A 19,830-nucleotide genomic window follows, 5' to 3' on the forward strand; every position below is an offset into this window, starting at 1 on the left:
CAACAAAAAGTTAATCATATTGGCTAAATCGCACACCGATTATAGAGGAAGTGATGCCTACAACCTATCCTTATCAGACAGAAGAGCAAAAGCTACAGTACAATATGTAATTTCTAAGGGTATTGATGCAAAAAGAATCACAGGAAAAGGATACGGAAAAACTGAACCTAAAGTAGACTGCAAAGATACGTGCACCGATGAGCAACATGCACAAAATAGAAGATCGGAATTTTTGATTGTGAAGTAAAGGAGTTTAAGAAATACAATACATTATAGGAATTCTACCAGAAATACAAACCGAGTCACTGTGACTCGGTTTTTTTGTTATTATTAAATCTAGTTTACATTATGTTAATTAATAAGATGATTTTAAATTAATAAAGAATATTAACAGATTAAGTTTACTTTAAAATAAAATTTTAGGGCTTTTTTAAGAATAAACTTTCTTTAAAATTACACCAATTATGCATTTAAAATAGTTTAATTTTTTTAGCTATTTTTTATTATATTTAGACTATTTTATAAATATATTATGTATATTTGTTTATGGCAAAATCTAAACAAATTGTAGTAAAAGAAAGCGAACAAGAGCTAATTAAGTTAAAACACAAGCAGCCTGTTCATCTGAGAAAAAGAATTGATATGTTATTGGTTTTAAAAAGAAGTGATGCTTCTTTAAGTAAACTTGAACTTTCTAAAATTTTAAAAGTCAATCATAATACTGCTCAAAAATGGAGAAATTTATATTTTGAAAAAGGTATAGAAGGCCTTTTGCACTATGGCAAAATAGGGTTTAAGCCATCAATTATAAGTAAAGAGTTACACCTAGAAATACAGTCAAGATTGAATTCTCCAAAAGATGCCTTCACTTCATATATTGATTTAATCAAATGGATTACTGATAATTATATGCCTCAGGGAATTAATTATCAAACTATAAATAGCTATGTGAAAAGAAATTTTGGTGCCAAATTACAAGTGGCTAGAAAAAGTCGCATCAATAAAATGCAAGAGGATAGCGATGCTTTTAAAAAACTTCAAAATAATTCTTGAACACGCATTGAGTGAAGTTTTAGAAGAATTTAAAACTTTTAATCTTTATGTTCAATATGAAAGTAGATTTGGATTGTTTATTTGAAATGAAAAAACATTAACAGCTGTTGGTGTAAAACCTATTTGCAATTATCAAAACGTATTCAAATCAACTTATATATTTGGCGTGTTTGCCCTATAATGGCGATAGTTTAGTTATGGAATTACCGTATTGTAATGGTGATAATTTTCAAATCTTCTTGAACGAGCTTTCAAATAAAAAACCAACAGAATATAAAGTTGTCGTTTTATATAACGGTCGTTTTCAAAAAGGAAATATCTAGAAATTCCTAACAATATAAAGTTAGTCTTTTTACCGCCATACTCACCAGAATTAAATCCTGCCGAAATAGTTTGGTTAAATATCAAAAGGAAAATTACCAATAAAGTGTATAAAACAATGGAGTAGTTAAAAATTCAAATCAATAAAATAGTAAATGAATTATTAACTGAAAAGTTTATTAAGAATTTATGCAGTTTTGATTATTTTTTATAATTATTTTAGACTAAATTAAATGCATAATTGGTATTATTTTATCACAAGAAATTGATAAAATATATAATTCTATAATAAACATTATAACTTCGTATGTAAATAAACAGTATTAAAAAACACTAACAACCATGTGAGTGAAATACAATGATTTAATAAAGCTCACAAAATTATAATTTTATTACTTTGTTTCACAATTGATTTAACACCATAAAAAAAGAGGCTAATAAAGCCTCTTTTTTTATGGTATTTCTGTCATAAATTTATTTAGATGTAATCTTTACATTGTCTACTTCCCATGTAGCTGAGGCTGATGTGGTAGAGGTATATTTAAAAGCTATATAAACACCATTGTTTCCAGAACCAGTAAAAGCCGAAATATTTAGGGATCCAGAATTTGTCCATTTGTAACCCCCATTACTTGGAGAATATACAGCATTTAATAATGTCCACGTTGCTGCCGAAGGACTACCAGATCCAGAATAATTATTAGAAACATATGCTAGTAAAGCATTTCCAGAAAAGTTTGTAGCGGTATCAAAGGTTAAAGTAGCCGATGTAAGAGAAGATAAATCTTGTACTGGAGAAATTAACCAATCTTCATTTTCATTGCTTTTACTGCTAGCAAAACCTGTCATTTTAGCACATGAACCAGGATTACCAAATTGAGTGTCTATACCCCAAACTTGAGCCCCCGACACACTAAATTTTATCCAATTAGGAAAATTGGATGTAAACGATTCTTCAAAGAAAGGAACAACTCTAGGATTGGTTAATTGAACATCTCTAAGAGTTCTAATCATGAATTGATATGTACTACTGTATTTTGTCATAACACCTATAATTTTACCATTTCCACTAGGGATTGGTTGAGTAGCAAAAGTAGCATATTGACTTCCTCTTAATGTTACAGTATTTCCATTAGCATCTATAATCAAATGATTTGTTGAACCACCTATTGTAAACAAACTTTCATCATAATATTTTTTACCTAATGATTCATCGGTAAACTGAACATTATCAAGTTCAATTAATTTATTTAAGTTTGCATCTGTTTGGGCATCTTTTAACGACATTTTTTGTATTAAATCTTCTTCTTTAATAGATGAAGAGCAAGAAGCCGTTAAAACACTTTGATATTCTACACCTGACATTCTACCAACTTTATCATCACCCTCACTACTAGGGGTATCATTATTATATAAAGAGCCAATTATTGTAGAACCGTATTCTTTTTTAAGATAACGATCTTTCAAGTTAATATATACTTTTCTACCTGGCTCATATTTAGTATATAAATTATAATCGTCTATTGGCATACTAAATCCAGTTTTTCCGTCAGTTGATACAAAGGAGATCGACTTGTAAAAATTTCCTCCTTCATCACTAGAGGTTACATAAGCTTCAATAATATCTTCATCAACATATTTCACGCTACTAGCACTAGATTTTGAAGTTATTTCTAAGACAGACTTATTTGCGACTAATTCACCACACACACCGCTTAAATCAGGGGAAACATAATTTTCGGAATCAACACAGCTAAAAAGAGTAGCTATAATTGCAATTGATAAAACAAATTTATAAGTTTTCATAATTTTATATTTTTAAGTAATTCTTTACTCTGTGGCTATTTTAACATTGTCTATTTCCCAAGTAGAACCTTCGGAAGAAGTTGAAGTATATTTGAAAGCAATATATACAGTTTCATTTCCTACTCCTGTAAAATTTGAAATATTTAAAGAACCAGATCCTGTCCATTTATACTCTCCTACAGATAAAATTGCTCCTGTAATTTTTGTCCAAGTAACTCCGCTCACTTCGGGATTTCCTGTACCAGAATAATTATTGGAAATATAAACTTCAATTGGAGGACCATTGAATTTATATGCATTATCAAAAGATAGTTTTGCGTTGTTTAAAGCAGACAAATTTTGAGCAGGCGATATTAACCAATCAACATTGTCATTGTTAGCACCTCCACTAAAACCTGTTATCTTAGCACATTCGGCAGGATTTCCGTATTTAGTTTCTAAAGACCATACTTGACTTCCAGTTTTACTATATTTTACCCAATTAGGAAAATTAGTTTCGAATGATTCTTTATATAAAGGAGCTGGATCAACACGCGGTATTTCAGTGTCACCATCATTTACGCAACTTATTAAAACACTTGAAAAAAGTATTGATAAGATGATTAATTTAAAGTTTTTTTTCATAGTATATTTTATTAAAAATTAATATAGAAATTTACAAAATAAGTTCTGCCATAACCGTAGAAGTATTTTGGAGCAAATGAAGGATGTGTTTGTCCAACATTGAACGTTCCATTTGCAGGATTGTTTAAAGGCAATTCAGATGTGTTATCGGCTTTATAATCTGGGTAAGTTGCTTTTCTTGATTGTTCAAAACCTCCTGTTTTATAGGTAATATCAAACACATTATTAATTGAAGCAAAGAAACCAAATGTATTGCTTTTTATTTTCCAAGATTTTCCTCCCACAAGATTCACCAATGTAATTGGGTCAAATTTTTCTTGTTTCAATAATCCTCTCACAGTTTCTTCTGTCAATCCTTCATATGAAGATCCTGTTTGTTTGTCTACTGTAAAATTATTAGTCCTTAAAATACTTGAAATATCAATATAGGTATCAGCAAGGTAATTTGCATTTGTACCTATCCACCAGAATTTAGGATCTCTGTATTCTAAACCAACTGAGTATGCTTGTTGAGGCGACCCTGGTAAGCGGTAATTTTTTAAATATGCTTTACCAAAATCAGTAATAGGATTAGAATTAGTTGTTGACGCTTGTGCATCATCATTTACTTTTAAGTTAGGGTTATTATCATAAGTATATTGCCCATATGCTGCAACACCTGTAACTTTTATAGTTGATGTAAGATTATATTCTAATCCTAATTCTAAACCAAGTTGTTTTTTATTAATTCCAGTAACAATTTCGCTAATAAACGAGTCTTCATTTCCAGCGCCTACAGCTTCTTCATCAAAAAGCCCTTCACCATAGAAAAAGGATACTTCTGTCGAATTCATTATTTTACTATAATAACCAGTTAATCTTCCTTTAAATTTAGGCGCCTTTATAATATAACTTCCATCAACACTCATAATTGACTCACTTCTTAGATCAGGTGTAACATTGTTATTAATCCGTGCATTCGAAAAAGTATTCTTTAAACTCGGAGCTTTTGTTGAATAAAAGCCATTGAAATCTAACATCTGACGTCCAGTTATTTTATAAGTTAAACCGCCTTTAAATCCGAAGTTTTCAAAAATTACATTTGAACTTTTGCCATAAGAATTGCTTGCGTAAATTCCGTTTTTGTATAATCCTTCTCTTTGATATTCAGTTCTAGAAAATGATTGGCCCAAATAGAAATCAATCTTTTTATATCTAAACTTAAATTGAGTAAAACCATCAAATGTTGTGGCGTTTAAATAATAATTATAGCCATAATCGTCACCGACCAGTACATTTCTATTGGGATTGTTGAGGTCTGATTGTGATGCATCATCATTATAAAAAGGATCAATATCTTTAAAATAACTTCCGCCTAATAAATCTATTAATCTTTGAAAATTTCTAGATCTTAATTTCTTAAAATTAATACCCGCGTTCATATTAATATTATCTGATAAATTTGAGTTTATTATGGAATTAGCACTCCATAATTTATCATCGGTTCTATCTTCATATAACACATATGCACTTTTTTCGCCTTTGTTTACAATGGCATTTGTATAATATATTTTATTCCAATTTACTTGACCATTGTTTAAGAAATTGTTTTTAGCAATCAAAGCTTGAGGATTTGTATAAGTTTGATTTCCTTCACCATCTAATATTGGGCTCCCATTCTCGTCTTTCGCAGGGAAATAATAGGTGGATAAATTTAAATAATAATTTGGTAAATTTTTATAGTATGTAGGGTCTGGATTATTAGCTGATTGAAAATCAATTCTACTATTTCCAACAGAACCTATTTGGTAGGAAACATTAGTATTCAAATTGGTTTTATCGGACATCTTCCAATAATGACTCAACATATTTATGGGTTCTTCAATGTTTTTCTCTCTTGAATTTCTCTTTTTACCATCTTGGTAGCCCCAATAAGAGTTGTATTTAAATCCTTTTAAGTCATTTACCTCTTGAGAATTTGGCGAGGTTTTTCCTCTTCTGTTTTGAGCATAGATCGAAGTAAAATTCAGACTATGTTTTTCATTAAATTTCTTTTCAACACTAGCAAACAAAGAATTGGCTGCATAATTAGTTCCTTCAAAGTAGCCTTCATTTGCCCAACGTCTTGATCCTGAAATTACAAAAGCCCAGCCATCTTTATTCATTCCTGATACGTGCGTACCCATTGTTCTCCAACTATAATTGGTGTTGGTTCCAGAAAACGAAACTCTAGACCCTTTTCTGTACAATGAAGCTCTTGTATTAATTTCTTGTGTCCCAAGGATTCCACCAAATGTATAATCAGAGGGTGCTGAACCGCTCGTGAACTCTTGATTTCTGGTAGCATCATTTAAACCACCCCAGTTTCCCCATTGAGGTCTTCCGTCGTAAATTTTGTTCATGGTAATACCATTAATCAATACAGTTCCATATTCATTATCTAATCCTCGAATTCTAAAACGTGCTTGACCCCAATTAAAGGCGGCTGTTTGTTGAAAAGCATCTCTACTTGCTTGAAGCAAGCCAGATGTGCTTTCAGAGCCACTATTGTCATCACCTAAATCATTTTCAGTAATTGTTATTAAACTTAATTGCTGTTCCTCGGTTTGGTCGACTTCAAAAAAAACTATACCCAAATCAAGAACTTTACCTGAAACAACTTCTATTTGTAACAGTTGCTCTTTGTACCCCTGGGTTTTAATTTGTAATAATTGTTTTCCTTTTGGTACATCTAGAAAAGAAAATTTCCCAAGAACATCCGTTATTTGGGTTAAATTGGTGTTTTGAATCGATGCAACAACACCCTGCAGTGGCTTTTGAGTTTTTGAATCTACTACTTTACCAGTAATTCCGGTTCCAGTTTGAGCAAAACTAAAAAGCACTTGCATTACAAAAATTGTACTAATAACAAGCTTTTTCATAAATAAAATTTAGTTAATTCGTCTTTTTTTTAAAGAATAATCATTTCTTAATGTCGCAAATGTACATTATTAATTAATAATATTTACTTTTGCTGATAAGTTTATGTTAAACTTGATAATTTATTAATCTATCCATTTATGAAAATTAAAACATTAATTGCTGTTTTATTTGTATTATTTACAATAGTCACGGGTATTGCTCAACAAAAAAAGTTTGTAGTGCACACTGTTGCTTTTTACAATTTAGAAAATCTGTTCGATACCATTAACAATCCTAACATTGATGAAGAATGGTTGCCAACTGGAGCTCAGAACTGGACATCGAAGAAATATCATAAAAAACTGGAGAATTTAGCCAGAGTTTTATCTGAAATAGGAACTGGTGAAAACCCAAACAATGCCCCTACACTTATTGGAGGATGTGAAATTGAAAACAGAGGTGTTTTAGAGGATTTGGTAAAACAACCGAAATTGTTACCCTATGATTATGGTATTGTCCATTTTGATTCTCCTGATAAAAGAGGGATAGATGTAGCGCTTTTGTATCAAAAGAAGCACTTTACCCCAACAAGTTATGTGAATATTCCTTTATTAATTTACGATAATTTCTCAAAAATTAAAGCCGAAAAAGAAACCGAAGAAGACAAAGCGGATAATGATAAAAATGAAGTTGCTACTGGTGAAAGACGTTACACTAGGGATATCCTTTTAGTAACTGGCTTTTTAGATGGCGATGAAGTAAATGTTATGGTAAATCACTGGCCATCACGTTCAGGTGGAGAGAAAAAAAGCAGTCCTTTTCGTGAAGCGGCGGGTAAGTTAAACAGAAAAATAATGGATTCTATATACAAAGTAAATCCAAATGCTAAGATTATTACTATGGGCGATTTGAATGATGCATCATATAATAAAAGTGTGAAAGAAGGTATAGGAGCTAAACGTAAAAAAGAAGAAGTAAAACAGTTTGGAATATACAATCCTTTTGAAGAAATGTTTCATAAAGGACAGTCGACATTGTTCTACAGAGACTCTGGAGACATTTTTGATCAAATCATGGTTTCTGAGCAATTAATCAAAACAGATTACTCATCATTTAGATATTGGAAAGCGGGTATTTACAACAAACAATACATGATTCAAACCACAGGACAATATAAAGGATATCCTTTGCGTCACCAAGCCAATGAGGTTGGATTTAGTGATCACTTTCCCGTTTATATTTATTTGATTAAAGAAGCAAAATAAAAAAGATTTATTAAAAGTCATGTAAAGGTTAGTTAACGCTAACCTTTTTTATTTACGAAATTTTATTTTTTTAAATTAAAAAAAAATCCATTTGGAATTTTGTATAAAAAATGAATAAAATTTAGTAATAAACAATATATTTGTAATTACTATAACAAATTCAAGTAAAAAAGTTACAATGATAACAATAGCGCAGCAATTCGGTATGACCGAAGCACTTCAACAATTAGGAATTCATACTATCAACGAAGGAACATCAACAGGGCAAAATCACTTTTCTAATGGTGAGCTATTAGAGAGTTTTTCTCCTGTTGATGGACAATTAATTGCAACTGTTAAAACATCTACTATAGTTGATTATGAAAAAGTGATGCAAACTGCAACTGAAGCTTTTCAATCTTTCAGGACCATGCCAGCCCCACAAAGAGGAGAAATTGTGAGACAGTTTGGTGAAAAATTACGTAAAAACAAAGAAGCGTTGGGGAAATTGGTTTCTTATGAAATGGGAAAATCACTACAAGAAGGTTATGGTGAAGTTCAAGAAATGATAGACATCTGCGATTTTGCTGTAGGGTTGTCACGTCAATTACACGGGTTAACCATGCACTCCGAAAGGCCTGGTCACCGAATGTATGAACAATACCATCCGCTAGGCGTTGTAGGAATAATTTCGGCATTTAATTTTCCAGTTGCAGTTTGGGCTTGGAACACCGCTCTAGCATGGATATCGGGAGATGTTTGTGTTTGGAAACCCTCAGAAAAAACACCGTTATGCGGAGTTGCATGTCAAAATATTATTGCACAAGTAATCAAAGAAAATAATCTTCCAGAAGGAATTTCATGTTTGATAAATGGAGATTACACCGTTGGAGCATTAATGACAAACGACAAACGAATTCCATTAATTTCAGCCACAGGTTCTACCCGAATGGGGAAAATAGTAGCGCAAGCTGTTGCAAGTAGATTAGGAAAGTCATTATTAGAATTAGGAGGAAATAATGCGATTATTGTAACTCCTGATGCCGATATAAAAATGACAGTTATTGGTGCTGTTTTCGGAGCTGTAGGAACTGCGGGACAACGTTGCACCTCTACTCGTAGACTAATTATACATGAAAGCATTTATGAGAAAGTAAAAGACGCTATTGTATCGGCTTATGGACAATTAAAAATTGGAAATCCGTTAGATCAGAACAATCACGTAGGCCCTTTAATTGATTTACATGCGGTAGAAATGTATAAAAATGCCCTTTCAAAAGTAGTTGCAGAAGGTGGCAAAGTTTTAGTAGAAGGTGGAGTGCTCTCTGGAGAAGGCTACGAAAGTGGCTGTTATGTTAAACCAGCAATTGCCGAAGCTGATAATTCATTCGAAATCGTTCAGCATGAAACATTTGCACCAGTTCTATATTTACTTAGATACTCTGGAACAGTAGAAAACGCAATTCAATTACAAAATGGCGTTGCTCAAGGCTTATCTTCAGCTATTATGACTAATAATTTAAGAGAGGCCGAATTGTTTTTATCTGTAGTTGGTTCAGATTGTGGTATTGCTAATGTAAACATAGGCACTTCTGGAGCGGAAATAGGTGGCGCTTTTGGTGGAGAAAAAGAAACAGGTGGCGGTCGTGAATCAGGATCTGATGCCTGGAAAATATACATGAGACGACAAACCAATACTATAAATTATACTACGAGTTTGCCATTAGCACAAGGAATAAAATTTGATTTGTAATTGGGGAAATGAACCAATAAAAAAATCGCCAATTGGCGATTTTTTTATATAAAAACTTTAAAATTTATATTCACTACAAATTAAACGAAACACCAACATTTAATGTAAATTGGTTGTTGTAATTATCAAAACCTGTAATTTTTGTATCGTATTTAGCAATAGGAATTCCCGCTTCAGCATACAAACCAAAACCATCAGTTAAGAAATAACGGAACCCTAAATGAGCACCAAAATTTCTTAAACCCAGATTTAGTCCTGGATATATATCCATTTTTGGGTTTAATTTAAGAACGTTTCCTATATTAGCGCTAAAACGAGCTTTTAAGTCAAATCTATCGCCAAATTCAGGTTTTTGAGTTACGCCTAAAATTTCATATTCTTGAACAGACAATAAATAACAGGCAGTAAATCCATATGACATATTTTCTCCAAGTCCAAAATCAGTAGACACCTGAATTCCTGTTGCGCCATCTTGAATATTAGCACCAACTTGCGCTTTAATATCTCCTTTACCTTTATACGCCTGAGCATTTACAAATCCAACAGAGATTAATAATAATAATGTAATAATTTTTTTCATGGTGTTTAGTTTAAAAATTGTCTAGCAAATATAGTAATTTCCTACTTAATTTCTGCCTTTTTCATTTGGGTATAAATTGGGTAACGGTTCGCTCTGCCAAAATTCTTTCGTATCGACATCCATAACTGTAAGTGGACCTTTAAAAGCAGCACCAGTATCTAAATTCCATATGTTAGCTTTTTGTACAGGTATGGTTTTGTTTATTCTGGTAACAGGAGTATGACCAATATAAATTTCGTCATAAAGAAGTAATCTTTTAGGATAAAATAAATCTGTAGTTTTTATTTTTGTATCTAATGCTAATGCAGTTTCCCATAAAGTTCTATCCCAATAAAATGATTTTGGAAAATATTCAAAATCAATCCCATTTAAATTGGTAAATCCAGCGTGAATAAACAATCGGTTTTTGTAGTCTAAATAATAATTCTGTAATGATTTTAGAAACTCAATATGACTTTGTTTTTTATCCCATTTTACATCAATATAGGCTAAAACCGTTGACTCTCCTCCATGTTTGTACCATAATTCGTTATCCTTACTTTCATTAAGCCAAGAATGTAAAAGATCATCGTGGTTTCCTCTTATAAAAATGCAGTTCTGCTGTTGCTTTAATGTTATTAAAAAGTCTAAAACCTCTGGAGATTGACTCCACCCGTCTACATAATCTCCTAAAAAAATTAATTGGTCGTCTTTTGTAACTTTTGCTCTTTCAAAAATTTGATGTAGCGCACGCAATCCTCCATGAATATCTCCTATGACAAGTGTTCTCATTTGTTAGTGTACTTTTTTACTGACTATCGTATTTCATTTTTCTCAAAATGCGTAAGGCTTCTTTAAAGGACAAATATACTTGACCAAAAGGTTTCAATAGTGTTTTTGCATCAATTAATTTTTGTTTGGCATCTTCAAAACCATTGAGATAACAAATCATAAAAGTGGAAGGTAAGTTTTCTAAATCTTTAAATTCTCTTTCTGATAATGAAAGACCATTTTGTAATTTTCTAATCAAAGACAAGTTAGTATTATAGATATGAAACAACATTTTCTTATTAAATTTAGGAGGTTGAAAAAGCATTTCCATATTAATTTTATAATACCCATTTTCATAGAACTGAATGGTTTGCTTCTCTAATGGATAAAAACTCGTTTTATCATTTAAACCTAATGGAACATATTCTATGATGGTAAAAGATTCCTCATCAAAGCTTATAGTTACTACATCTTGAGCAGAATAAAATAGTTTAATTTGCTCATTAATCAATTCTATATCAACGCGTGACAAATAGGTTGTGTCTCTTACTTTTTTTGGAATTCCTGCCCAACAAATCACAAATAACTCTTTAAAAACGTTATATTCTGGAGCCATGTCTTTATGTTTTAAATTCATAAAGTCAATAACCCCGTCTAAAGTATATTTGATACTATTTCTAGAATTATTTTCAATTCCAATAACGGTTTCTGTATTTTGATGATTTTTTTCAAATTCATTTTCGACAGGAACAGTATTGCTGCCACGCCTTATGAAAACACTATTTGCCAGAATAGTATGAATGCCTTTTTTGAAATATGAAGTTTTGCTTTTTGCTTTGATCGTTACTAGTCCAACTACTTTATCTTTTGGCAAATTAGGGAAAGGCACATTTTCATATTGAATTTTTGGTGGGTTTTCTAAAAAGGCATTTACTAAATTTTGAATGTGACTGTCATCAAAAAAATCATCACCTACAATTTCGTTATTATGATCTTCTACACCTACAACAATATAGGAATTGTTTGCAGGATTAGAATTGGATAAAGCGCAAATGTGTTTCAAAAACTTTGCTTTTCCTTCTCTAGTATGCAAATTTAACTGACGCTTTTTGTCATAAAAACTACTCTCATCATTATGAGCTAATAGGTTTTTTATAAGAAGGCGTTTGTTTATCATTTACAAGGGTTTAAAATTTGAAATCTATATTTGAAATCAAAATTAAGGCACATCTTCTCCCATACTTGCTGCCCAAAGAGCAAACCAATCTTCTTTTTCAAGCTTTAATTGTACTGCTTTCATTAACAATTGAATTCTTGAAATATTTACAGTTCCAGCTATAGGAATTACTTTTGCTGGATGCTGCAAAACCCAAGAAAGTAAAATAGTATCTGATCCCAAACCATATTTTTCAACCAATTGAACCAATATTTTTTTCAATCTTCTAGTTTGTTCAATATCTTCTCTAAAAACGGTTCCAAGAGGATTCCATGACATGGGTCTTATATCATGAATTTGCATATAATCTAAACTTCCATCTAGCATCGCTTCATGATGAGTGGCAGAAAATTGTATCTGGTTGAAACTCACTTCGACTTTCTGACGAATCAAGTCTGTTTGAGAAGCGGTAAAATTTGATAGCCCGAAATCTAAAATTTTTCCTTCGGTTTTAAGTTTTAGAATAGCTTCGGCAATTTCATCTGCCTGCATTAACGGACTTGGTCTGTGAAGTAAAAGCACATCTAAAAAATCAGTTTGCAAATTTTTTAATGAATTTTCTACCGACCAAATTATATAATCTTTTGAATAATTGTAATGTTTTATGGTGTTTGATCTGTTTTCAGAGACTAGTTGGATGCCACATTTTGAAATGAGTTGCATTTTTTCTCTCGCAATCGCGCTCGATGCAAATGCTTTTCCAAATGCAGTTTCGGTAGTATAAGAACCATAAATATCAGCATGATCAAAGGTTGTAATTTTGTTTTCTAAGCATATATGAATCATATTTGCCATATCTTTTTGTGATAAATTTTTATCCCAAACTCCCCAATTCATAGTGCCAGCAATAATAGGCGATAATACTGTTTTACTCATGTTTTCTAGTAATTAAAATATTTAGTAAATCTTCTGTTTTAACAGATAATTTTTTAAGTTCTTAAAAATATGAAAATTGTTTCACAAATCGTCCTTAAAATTCAAGCTTTACCATAAGTTTTAACCATTTTTTAACATCTTACTTCTAAAAAAAATTTCAATTTGCACCGTTAAAATAATCGAACAGAATTTACAGCAAAAAATAAAAAGAAATGGAAGAAAATACTTCGACTTTAGACATTAGAGCAATTAATGAAAAAATAGAAAGAGAGAGTGCTTTTATTGATTTACTTATCATGGAAATGAACAAGGTAATTGTAGGACAAAAGCACATGATTGAACGATTATTAATTGGTCTTTTAGGTCAAGGACATATTTTATTAGAGGGAGTTCCTGGATTAGCAAAGACACTTGCAATAAATACGTTGTCTCAAGCAGTTCATGGATCTTTTAGTAGAATTCAATTTACCCCTGATTTATTACCTGCTGATGTAGTTGGAACCATGATTTACAATATCAAATCAAACGAGTTTTCTATAAAAAAAGGACCTATTTTTGCTAATTTTGTTTTAGCCGATGAGATTAACAGAGCTCCAGCTAAAGTGCAATCGGCATTGCTTGAAGCCATGCAGGAAAAACAAGTTACTATTGGCGACACCACCTTCAAACTAGACAAACCTTTTTTAGTTTTAGCCACTCAAAACCCAATTGAACAAGAAGGAACCTATCCATTACCAGAGGCGCAAGTCGATCGTTTTATGTTAAAAACAGTTATCGATTACCCAAAAATGGATGAAGAGCGAATGGTAATTCGTCAAAATCTGAAAGGAACCTATGAAAAAGTAAATCCAGTAGTTTCTGTAGAACAAATTCTTCGCGCTCAAGAAGCGGTACGTGAGGTGTATATGGACGAAAAAATAGAAAAATACATATTAGATATTATTTTTGCCACTCGTTATCCCGAGAAATACAAATTAGAAAGTCTAAAACCGTTAATCAGTTTTGGCTCCTCGCCACGTGGAAGCATTAATTTAGCTAATGCTGCAAAATGTTATGCGTTTATCAAACGCCGTGGTTATGTAATTCCGGAGGATGTTCGTGCAGTTGTGCATGACGTGTTGCGTCACAGAATAGGCATAACTTATGAAGCCGAAGCTGAAAACATCACTTCTGTTGATATTATCAACAAAATTGTAAACGAAATAGAAGTACCTTAAAAGATTTTAGATTTTGAATGTAGATTTTAGATTTTAGATCTGAAATCAGCAATCGTTAATCAACAATCAACAATCAAATGGATACAAAAGAACTACTAAAAAAAGTACGAAAAATTGAAATCAAGACCCGAAGATTGAGCGATCATATCTTTTCGGGAGAATACCATACTTCTTTTAAAGGACGCGGAATGACTTTTTCTGAAGTGCGTCCGTATCAATTTGGAGACGACATTCGTGCTATCGATTGGAATGTAACCGCTCGCTATAACGAAGCTCATGTTAAAGTTTTTGAAGAAGAACGAGAACTTACCATGATGCTAATGGTGGACATTTCTGGTTCAGAAAGTTTTGGCACTAAAAATCAATTCAAAAAAGATATTGTTACAGAGATTGCTGCCACAATGGCTTTTTCGGCAACTCAAAACAATGATAAAATTGGATTAATTTTATTTTCAGACCAAATAGAGTTATATATTCCGCCCAAAAAAGGACGTTCGCATGTTTTGCGAATTATTAGAGAATTGATAGAGTTTCAGCCTAAAAGCTTCAAAACCGATATTGCTCAAGCATTAAAATTTTTATCTGGAACTCAAAAAAAGAAAGCAATCGTATTTGTAATTTCTGATTTTATGTCTGAGGACTATGAACAAACGCTTAAAATTGCTTCCAAAAAACACGATATTACTGGCATTAGAGTATACGATATTCGAGAAGAAAAAATGCCAAATTTAGGAATGGTTTCTATGCTAGATGCAGAAACAGGGCAAACGCAATTAATAAACACAGGGTCTAAACAAGTTCGGATGAATTATGAAAAATACTATCATGACAAAGTAAAATATTTTAAAGAAACGTTTAGTAAATCAGGTTCTGGAGTTGTCAATACTCGGGTAGATGAGAGTTATGTAACTAAATTGTTGGGATATTTTAAATCTCGTTAAACTAAATCCTTCAGGTTTCTTCAACTGAAAGGTTTAATATAAAAACAAATGAAAATTAAATTATATATATTATTACTATTTTCAACAGCCCTTTTTGCTCAAAAAGCAACGGTTTTTATTGACACTACTAAAAATAAAATTGGAGCCGAGTTCAAACTAACCATAAAAGCAGTTGTAGATACTTCATCAAAAGTGGTTTTTCCAACTACAAAAAACTTTGGGTTGTTAGAAGTTATTCGGTCGTATGCAATTGATACCATTAAAAATAATGACAAATACGAACTCATCAAAAAATATGGCTTAACGCAGTTTGATACTGGTAGATTTACCATTCCTAGAATTCCAATACTTATAAACAATAAACCTTTTTTTACGGATAGTATTGCAGTTGAGGTTTCAAATGTTGTTGTTGACACTTTAAAACAAAAAATGTTCGACATTAAGCCAATTGCAGAAGCCTCATCAAGTAAAAGCTGGATTTGGAAATTGCTCCTAGTTTTACTATTGCTTGCGGGAGTTGGAGCTTTCGTTTATTGGTGGCTTAAAATCCGTCAGAAGAAAAAGATAGAAGCAGAAGCTTTCAAAACTCCAATAGAAAGAGCAACTAGTTTATTGAATACTCTTGAAAAAAAGGAACTTTGGCAAAAAGGAGAAATCAAAGCCTATTATAGTGAATTAACAGATATTGCCAGAAATTATATTGAAGAAGCTATAGAAATTCCAGCAATGGAATGTACTACAGCCGAATTGATTGAAGCAATTAGAAAGGCTTCACAAAAAAAGAAAATGGCACTTTCTAAAGAAACTATTGAAAATTTAGAACAAGTATTAAGACAAGCCGATTTAGTAAAATTTGCTAAATCAAAACCGTTAGATTTTGAAATTACCGAAGACCGCAAAAAAATAGAAAAATCAATTATTATTCTTGATAAATCGATTCCTGTTATAGAAGAAAATCAAGATGAATTGTTACTAAATGAATTACAACGCAAGGAACAAATAAAAAAGCAATTACAAAAAAAACGAAAAAGCCGGATATTAACTGCCGTTGGAATTGTTCTTGGAGCAATCATCGGGCTATTTATTTTCTTTGTAATTACTAAAGGTTTCGATTTTGTAAAAGACAATATTTTAGGAAATCAATCTAAGGAATTACTGGAAGGAGAATGGGTGTATAGCGAATACGGAAATCCATCAGTAGCTATTGAAACCCCAAAAGTGTTAAAAAGAGTCGACTTGACAAACACTTTACCTAAAGAAGGTTTAGCACTCATAAAAGACATGCAATCCTTTGCTTATGGAAGTCTTATAAGTGATTTTTATTTGATGGTTTCTACTGTTAATTATAAGCAACAAGCAGAAGTTGATTTATCAAATGCATTGGAAAGTTCTTTAAAAATGATAGAATTGCAAGGCGGACAAAATATGATTGTAAAACAAGAGGAATTTAACACAAAGCAAGGAATTAAAGGCATCAAAGGGTATGGGACTTTCTCAAGAATTAATATGCTAACAAAAACAAGTTCAAAAATATATTACGAAATAGTATTGTTTAGTCAAAACGAAGGCTTGCAACAAATTTTTATTATGCATGAGGAAGGTGATCAATATGCTAATCAAATATCGGAACGAATTTTAAACTCTGTAGAACTTAAAGTAGCTAACGAATAATGAAAAACGTAACTTTTTTAAATCCTGAGTTTTTCTGGTTATTTTTATTAATTCCAGTGGCTATTGCTTGGTTGTTTTGGAAAAGAAACCAGCAATCAACGACATTAAAAATAAGTTCGTTAAAAGGTTTTCAAACCTCAAGTTCTTTTTTAGCAAAAGTAAAACCTTTTTTATTTGTACTTCGATTACTAGCTTTAAGTTCGCTTATAGTAGCAATGGCAAGACCAAGAACGGTAGATGTAAGCAATAAAACTAAAACAACAAAAGGTATCGATATTGTGATGGCTATTGACGTTTCTGGAAGTATGTTGGCAAAGGATTTAAAACCAAATCGAATGGAGGCGCTTAAAAGAGTAGCTTCTGATTTTGTTTTAGAACGACCAAATGACAGAATAGGATTAGTAGTTTATGCTGCAGAAGCGTATACGAAATCGCCTGTTACGAGTGATAAAGCTGTTGTTCTTGATGCTATAAGTAGCATTAAATATGATAATGTTTTGCAAGACGGAACAGGAATAGGAATGGGATTAACCACGGCCGTAAACCGACTAAAAGAGAGTAAAGCTAAAAGTAAAATTATTATTTTATTAACCGACGGAGTAAACAATGCTGGGTTTATTGAGCCTGAAACAGCTTCAGATATTGCGCAACAATACGGAATTAAAGTCTACACCATTGGAATTGGCACGAACGGAATGGCCGATTTTCCGTATGCAATTGCTCCAAACGGACAATTTTTATTTAGAATGATGAAAGTTGAGATTGATGTCAATTTATTGCAAAGTATTGCCAAAAAAACAGGAGGAAAATATTTTAGAGCCACTGGAAATGACAAGTTAGCACAAATTTATAACGAAATTAATAAATTAGAAACTACAGAAATTGAAGAATTAAAATTTTACGATTACGACGAAAAATACCGTCCTTTTGTGTGGATTGCAGGCTTTTTGCTTTTAGCAGAAATTAGTTTACGAAATACAATTTTTAGAAGTTTTATATAAATTTTAAATAAACAAAAAAAGATAAGATTTAATTTTGGATAAAATCTAAAATCAAATATTTCAAATAAAAATGGAATTAGAAGAAAAAGGTTATTTGTATCTCTTAATAATACTGCCAATTTTTGCAGTGCTTTTCTTGTACATTCAAATCTGGAAAAGAAAAAAGCAACACGAATTTGGCGATTTAGATTTAATAAAAAAATTGAGTCCAGATCAGTCTCTATTCAAACCAATTCTTAAATTTATAATTATACTTTTAGCTTTTGCTGCATTAATTTTTGGATTAGTAAATCCTAAAATTGGAACTAAAATAGAAACCGTAAAACGCGAAGGTATAGATATCGTCTTTGCAATGGATGTTTCTAAGAGTATGCTTGCCGAAGATGTAGCTCCCAGTCGATTGGAAAAAAGCAAACAAATTGTTTCGCAAATTATCAATCAATTAGGAAACGATAGAATAGGGATAGTAGCTTATGCAGGGAGTGCTTTTCCAGTTTTGCCTATAACTACTGATTATGGTGTTGCTAAGATGTTTTTGCAAAGTACCAATGCCAATATGGTTTCTTCACAAGGAACGTCATTAGAAGATGCAATAGAGCTGTCATCTACCTATTTCGATAAAGGAAATAAAACCAGTAAATTGCTGATTTTATTATCAGATGGAGAAGATCATACTGAAGGAGCTGAATCGGCAGCCGCCGAAGCCAATAAAAACGGGATGAAAATTATTACTATAGGTCTCGGAACAGAAAAAGGAGGTCCAATACCTATAAAACAAAACGGAGTAGTAGAAAGTTTTAAAAGAGACAATAATAATGATGTGGTTATCACAAAACTCAATCCAGAAAGTCTAGAAAAAATTGCAAAAGCAACCAAAGGAAGTTATATAAACGGATCCAATACCAAGCAAGTAGTAGAATCCGTAAAAAAAGCTTTAGAGAATATTCAAAAAACAGAGTTTGAAGCCACTCAAATGGCAAATTTTCAATCGCAGTTTCAGTGGTTTTTAGGCATTGCATTTGCATTGTTGTTTTTAGATATTTTTCTTTCAGAAAGGGCAACAAGTTGGATAAAGAAGTTGAATTTATTTAATGAAAAGGAATAATGAAAAAGGCAGTTCTATATAGTTTACTATTTTTTTCTTTAGCAACCTTTGCTCAAGAAAAAGATCCTAATTTGCCAAAGGGAAATCAAGAGTTTGAAGATAAAAACTATACTGAGGCTGAGGCCGATTATAGAATATCGCAATCTAAAATACCTAAAAGCGAGTTAGCGTCTTATAATTTAGGAAACGCAATTTACAGACAAAATCAATCTAGCGAAGCAAAGTATTCTTTTTTAAAGGCAATAGAAAATTCAAAAACTCGAGCTCAAAAACATCAAGCATTTCACAATTTAGGAAATGTATTTATGAACGAAAAAAAATATTCACAAGCGGTCGAAGCATATAAAAACGCCTTGCGAAACAATCCGTCTGACGAAGAAACACGTTACAATTATGCTTTAGCTAAAAAAATGCTAAAAGAAAACCCACCAAAAAAAGACGATAAAAAGAAAGACAAAGATAAAAAGGATAAAGATAAAAAGGATAAAGATAAAAAGGACGACAAGAAAGACGGCGATAAGGACAAGAAAGACGGCGATAAGGACAAGAAAGACGGCGATAAGGACAAGAAAGACGATAAAAAAGAGGGTGATAAAGACAAGAAAGAAGACAAAGGCAATGAGAAGCCTAACCAAAAACCACAACCTAAACCAGGTGGGATTTCTAAGGAACGATTGCAAAATTTAATGGATGCTGTTAACAACGAAGAGAAGAAAGTTCAGGAAAAAGTAAATGCTCAAAAAGTTAAAGGCAAACCAGTACAAACAGAAAAAGATTGGTAGTTTTCTAATC

General features: G+C 31.8%; 17 protein-coding genes and 1 pseudogene. 11 read left to right on the forward strand and 7 right to left on the reverse strand.

The features are described 5' to 3' along the window. From F6464_RS07225 to F6464_RS07235, 3 genes and pseudogenes are all read left to right on the forward strand, one after another. Nucleotides 1-247, forward strand: a 247-nt coding sequence (locus tag F6464_RS07225; protein ID WP_151107143.1) for an OmpA family protein, incomplete at its 5' end; no start/stop codon positions are given. 299 nt (nt 248-546) lie between these two features. Further along, nucleotides 547-1,053, forward strand: coding sequence for a COG3415 family protein (locus F6464_RS07230; RefSeq protein WP_151107144.1), 507 nt, complete (start codon nt 547-549; stop codon nt 1,051-1,053). Between the two features lie 337 nt (nt 1,054-1,390). Continuing rightward, a pseudogene (locus F6464_RS07235) lies at nt 1,391-1,474 on the forward strand (transposase); the annotation flags it as partial. 374 nt (nt 1,475-1,848) lie between these two features. On the opposite strand, the gene F6464_RS07240 reads toward F6464_RS07235, so the two are convergent. From F6464_RS07240 to F6464_RS07250, 3 genes are read right to left on the reverse strand one after another with little or no spacing between them, the layout of a single operon-like run. Then, entirely contained in the window at nt 1,849-3,180 is a 1,332-nt protein-coding gene (locus F6464_RS07240; RefSeq protein WP_151107145.1) for a DUF5689 domain-containing protein, read from the reverse strand. Nucleotides 3,181-3,204: 24 nt separating this feature from the next. Beyond that, nucleotides 3,205-3,804 carry a choice-of-anchor J domain-containing protein gene (locus F6464_RS07245; protein WP_151107146.1) on the reverse strand — a complete coding sequence of 200 codons (600 nt, stop codon included), beginning with the start codon at nt 3,802-3,804 and terminating at the stop codon, nt 3,205-3,207. 11 nt (nt 3,805-3,815) lie between these two features. Beyond that, nucleotides 3,816-6,704 carry a carboxypeptidase-like regulatory domain-containing protein gene (locus F6464_RS07250; RefSeq protein ID WP_151107147.1) on the reverse strand — a complete coding sequence of 963 codons (2,889 nt, stop codon included), beginning with the start codon at nt 6,702-6,704 and terminating at the stop codon, nt 3,816-3,818. Nucleotides 6,705-6,842: 138 nt separating this feature from the next. On the opposite strand from F6464_RS07250, the gene F6464_RS07255 reads away from it, so the two are divergent. Both F6464_RS07255 and amaB read left to right on the forward strand, forming a co-directional pair. Beyond that, on the forward strand, nt 6,843-7,949 hold the full coding sequence (locus F6464_RS07255) for an endonuclease/exonuclease/phosphatase family protein (RefSeq protein WP_151107148.1): 1,107 nt from the start codon (nt 6,843-6,845) through the stop codon (nt 7,947-7,949). A gap of 178 nt (nt 7,950-8,127) precedes the next feature. After that, nucleotides 8,128-9,681 (forward strand): L-piperidine-6-carboxylate dehydrogenase, encoded by a 1,554-nt coding sequence (gene amaB / locus F6464_RS07260; RefSeq protein ID WP_151107149.1) that lies wholly within the window; start codon nt 8,128-8,130, stop codon nt 9,679-9,681. A 73-nt stretch (nt 9,682-9,754) separates the two neighbouring features. Here the strand turns inward: amaB and F6464_RS07265 are convergent, their stop codons facing one another. Genes F6464_RS07265 through F6464_RS07280 form a run of 4 tightly spaced genes read right to left on the reverse strand, consistent with a single transcriptional unit; the run spans nt 9,755 to nt 13,103 of the window. Further along, nucleotides 9,755-10,261: a DUF6646 family protein gene (locus F6464_RS07265; RefSeq protein WP_151107150.1), complete on the reverse strand. Its 507-nt coding sequence runs from the start codon at nt 10,259-10,261 to the stop codon at nt 9,755-9,757. A gap of 45 nt (nt 10,262-10,306) precedes the next feature. Continuing rightward, nucleotides 10,307-11,032: a metallophosphoesterase family protein gene (locus F6464_RS07270; protein WP_151107151.1), complete on the reverse strand. Its 726-nt coding sequence runs from the start codon at nt 11,030-11,032 to the stop codon at nt 10,307-10,309. A gap of 16 nt (nt 11,033-11,048) precedes the next feature. Further along, on the reverse strand, nt 11,049-12,188 hold the full coding sequence (locus tag F6464_RS07275) for an ATP-binding protein (RefSeq protein ID WP_151107152.1): 1,140 nt from the start codon (nt 12,186-12,188) through the stop codon (nt 11,049-11,051). Between the two features lie 42 nt (nt 12,189-12,230). Then, nucleotides 12,231-13,103: an aldo/keto reductase gene (locus F6464_RS07280; RefSeq protein WP_151107153.1), complete on the reverse strand. Its 873-nt coding sequence runs from the start codon at nt 13,101-13,103 to the stop codon at nt 12,231-12,233. Between the two features lie 212 nt (nt 13,104-13,315). On the opposite strand from F6464_RS07280, the gene F6464_RS07285 reads away from it, so the two are divergent. The 6 genes from F6464_RS07285 (at nt 13,316) to F6464_RS07310 (ending at nt 19,820) form a co-directional block, all read left to right on the forward strand. Further along, nucleotides 13,316-14,320, forward strand: a complete 1,005-nt coding sequence (locus F6464_RS07285; RefSeq protein WP_151107154.1) for an AAA family ATPase — start codon at nt 13,316-13,318, stop codon at nt 14,318-14,320. 77 nt (nt 14,321-14,397) lie between these two features. After that, complete coding sequence (locus tag F6464_RS07290; protein ID WP_151107155.1) at nt 14,398-15,261, forward strand: DUF58 domain-containing protein; 864 nt, start codon at nt 14,398-14,400, stop codon at nt 15,259-15,261. A gap of 48 nt (nt 15,262-15,309) precedes the next feature. Next, the gene (locus F6464_RS07295; protein WP_151107156.1) at nt 15,310-16,932 is read left to right on the forward strand and encodes a hypothetical protein; all 1,623 of its coding nucleotides are present in this window, start codon (nt 15,310-15,312) and stop codon (nt 16,930-16,932) included. Beyond that, a complete protein-coding gene (locus F6464_RS07300) occupies nt 16,932-17,933 on the forward strand; it encodes a vWA domain-containing protein (RefSeq protein ID WP_151107157.1) in 1,002 nt (333 codons plus the stop codon). Before F6464_RS07295 ends, F6464_RS07300 begins: the two co-directional genes overlap by 1 nt. Nucleotides 17,934-18,003: 70 nt before the next feature. Further along, complete coding sequence (locus F6464_RS07305; RefSeq protein ID WP_151107158.1) at nt 18,004-19,038, forward strand: vWA domain-containing protein; 1,035 nt, start codon at nt 18,004-18,006, stop codon at nt 19,036-19,038. Further along, nucleotides 19,038-19,820, forward strand: coding sequence for a tetratricopeptide repeat protein (locus tag F6464_RS07310; protein WP_151107159.1), 783 nt, complete (start codon nt 19,038-19,040; stop codon nt 19,818-19,820). Before F6464_RS07305 ends, F6464_RS07310 begins: the two co-directional genes overlap by 1 nt. The last annotated feature ends 10 nt before the right edge of the window (nt 19,821-19,830 follow it).

It is taken from the genome of Flavobacterium luteum, assembly GCF_008806775.1.
Taxonomy (GTDB): Bacteria; Bacteroidota; Bacteroidia; order Flavobacteriales; family Flavobacteriaceae; genus Flavobacterium; species Flavobacterium luteum.

Coding starts and splice junctions, on each gene's coding strand:
- F6464_RS07230 (WP_151107144.1), top strand. CDS start 547: ATGGCAAAATCTAAACAAATTGTAGTAAAAGAAAGCGAACAAGAGCTA.
- F6464_RS07240 (WP_151107145.1), bottom strand. CDS start 3,180: ATGAAAACTTATAAATTTGTTTTATCAATTGCAATTATAGCTACTCTT.
- F6464_RS07245 (WP_151107146.1), bottom strand. CDS start 3,804: ATGAAAAAAAACTTTAAATTAATCATCTTATCAATACTTTTTTCAAGT.
- F6464_RS07250 (WP_151107147.1), bottom strand. CDS start 6,704: ATGAAAAAGCTTGTTATTAGTACAATTTTTGTAATGCAAGTGCTTTTT.
- F6464_RS07255 (WP_151107148.1), top strand. CDS start 6,843: ATGAAAATTAAAACATTAATTGCTGTTTTATTTGTATTATTTACAATA.
- amaB (WP_151107149.1), top strand. CDS start 8,128: ATGATAACAATAGCGCAGCAATTCGGTATGACCGAAGCACTTCAACAA.
- F6464_RS07265 (WP_151107150.1), bottom strand. CDS start 10,261: ATGAAAAAAATTATTACATTATTATTATTAATCTCTGTTGGATTTGTA.
- F6464_RS07270 (WP_151107151.1), bottom strand. CDS start 11,032: ATGAGAACACTTGTCATAGGAGATATTCATGGAGGATTGCGTGCGCTA.
- F6464_RS07275 (WP_151107152.1), bottom strand. CDS start 12,188: ATGATAAACAAACGCCTTCTTATAAAAAACCTATTAGCTCATAATGAT.
- F6464_RS07280 (WP_151107153.1), bottom strand. CDS start 13,103: ATGAGTAAAACAGTATTATCGCCTATTATTGCTGGCACTATGAATTGG.
- F6464_RS07285 (WP_151107154.1), top strand. CDS start 13,316: ATGGAAGAAAATACTTCGACTTTAGACATTAGAGCAATTAATGAAAAA.
- F6464_RS07290 (WP_151107155.1), top strand. CDS start 14,398: ATGGATACAAAAGAACTACTAAAAAAAGTACGAAAAATTGAAATCAAG.
- F6464_RS07295 (WP_151107156.1), top strand. CDS start 15,310: ATGAAAATTAAATTATATATATTATTACTATTTTCAACAGCCCTTTTT.
- F6464_RS07300 (WP_151107157.1), top strand. CDS start 16,932: ATGAAAAACGTAACTTTTTTAAATCCTGAGTTTTTCTGGTTATTTTTA.
- F6464_RS07305 (WP_151107158.1), top strand. CDS start 18,004: ATGGAATTAGAAGAAAAAGGTTATTTGTATCTCTTAATAATACTGCCA.
- F6464_RS07310 (WP_151107159.1), top strand. CDS start 19,038: ATGAAAAAGGCAGTTCTATATAGTTTACTATTTTTTTCTTTAGCAACC.